Annotated in this window: 1 protein-coding gene; it reads left to right on the forward strand. The window is 36.9% G+C overall.

All coding sequences use genetic code 11. The annotated features are described in order from the left end of the window. Positions 1-235 precede the first annotated feature (235 nt). A complete protein-coding gene (locus tag D104_RS33245) occupies positions 236-790 on the forward strand; it encodes a hypothetical protein (protein WP_024024994.1) in 555 nt (184 codons plus the stop codon). Positions 791-827: the final 37 nt, after the last annotated feature.

Raw genomic sequence — 827 nt, forward strand, 5'->3', positions numbered from 1 at the left:
GAATGCTCCTAAATCCATCACATTAATTATAATCGTCATCCCCTTCACCTCCACAGTGAAGGGATTCTATCACAGAAATTTTCATCAAAACGAAGCTCTGAAAAATAAAAAAATTGATTGCGGTGTCCGCAATCAAAATAACAAAATTCAAAAATGGTAATATAGTCATTGAATTGGGAAAAAATATAATATAACCTAGTATTTGTATTCCAATTAACCCAGAGGAGGAAAACGTATGATGACTGTTTCTGTAAAGAAAAACTGGAAGTCTATTTTGGCCGCATTTTGTGCATTAGTCCTTTCAATTACTGCTTTCGCTCCACTAGCAAGTGCACAAAAACTTACTGAAGAGGAACAAGCAGCTCAACAGATCGCTTCCGATATGCAATTCATTTTTGAGACAGCTTCTGTTCAAGAAAACGGGAAATATGTCTTAAATGAGTCATTAGTCGCTGATAAATTCGGACAAGAGAATGTTGCATCAATCGTCGCATTTGTTAAACTGGTAAATGGGGAAGAACTGGAAGAAAAGGATTTAGAAGGTGTCCCTTACCCATCAACTGGAGAAATTTCTACAAAATCATGGAAATCATGTGTGATCAACAAGATCATTGACTTCACTGGAATTGGATTTATTACAGGTGGAATGCAAAAACTGATCGAAAAAAAGCTATGGGATAAATTAGCTGTTGAGATCATAAAAATCGTTGGAAAGAACGCAGTCAAGGGTGGGGTTATTGGACTATCCGCAAGCCTTGCTTGGTTCAGCGTTCGATGCATTGGACAATAAGCTAAAAGTAAAGGGGACGAATTAATATGAACGGTAT

It is taken from the genome of Marinomonas profundimaris (genome assembly GCF_000508165.1).
Taxonomy (GTDB): domain Bacteria; phylum Pseudomonadota; class Gammaproteobacteria; order Pseudomonadales; family Marinomonadaceae; genus Marinomonas; species Marinomonas profundimaris.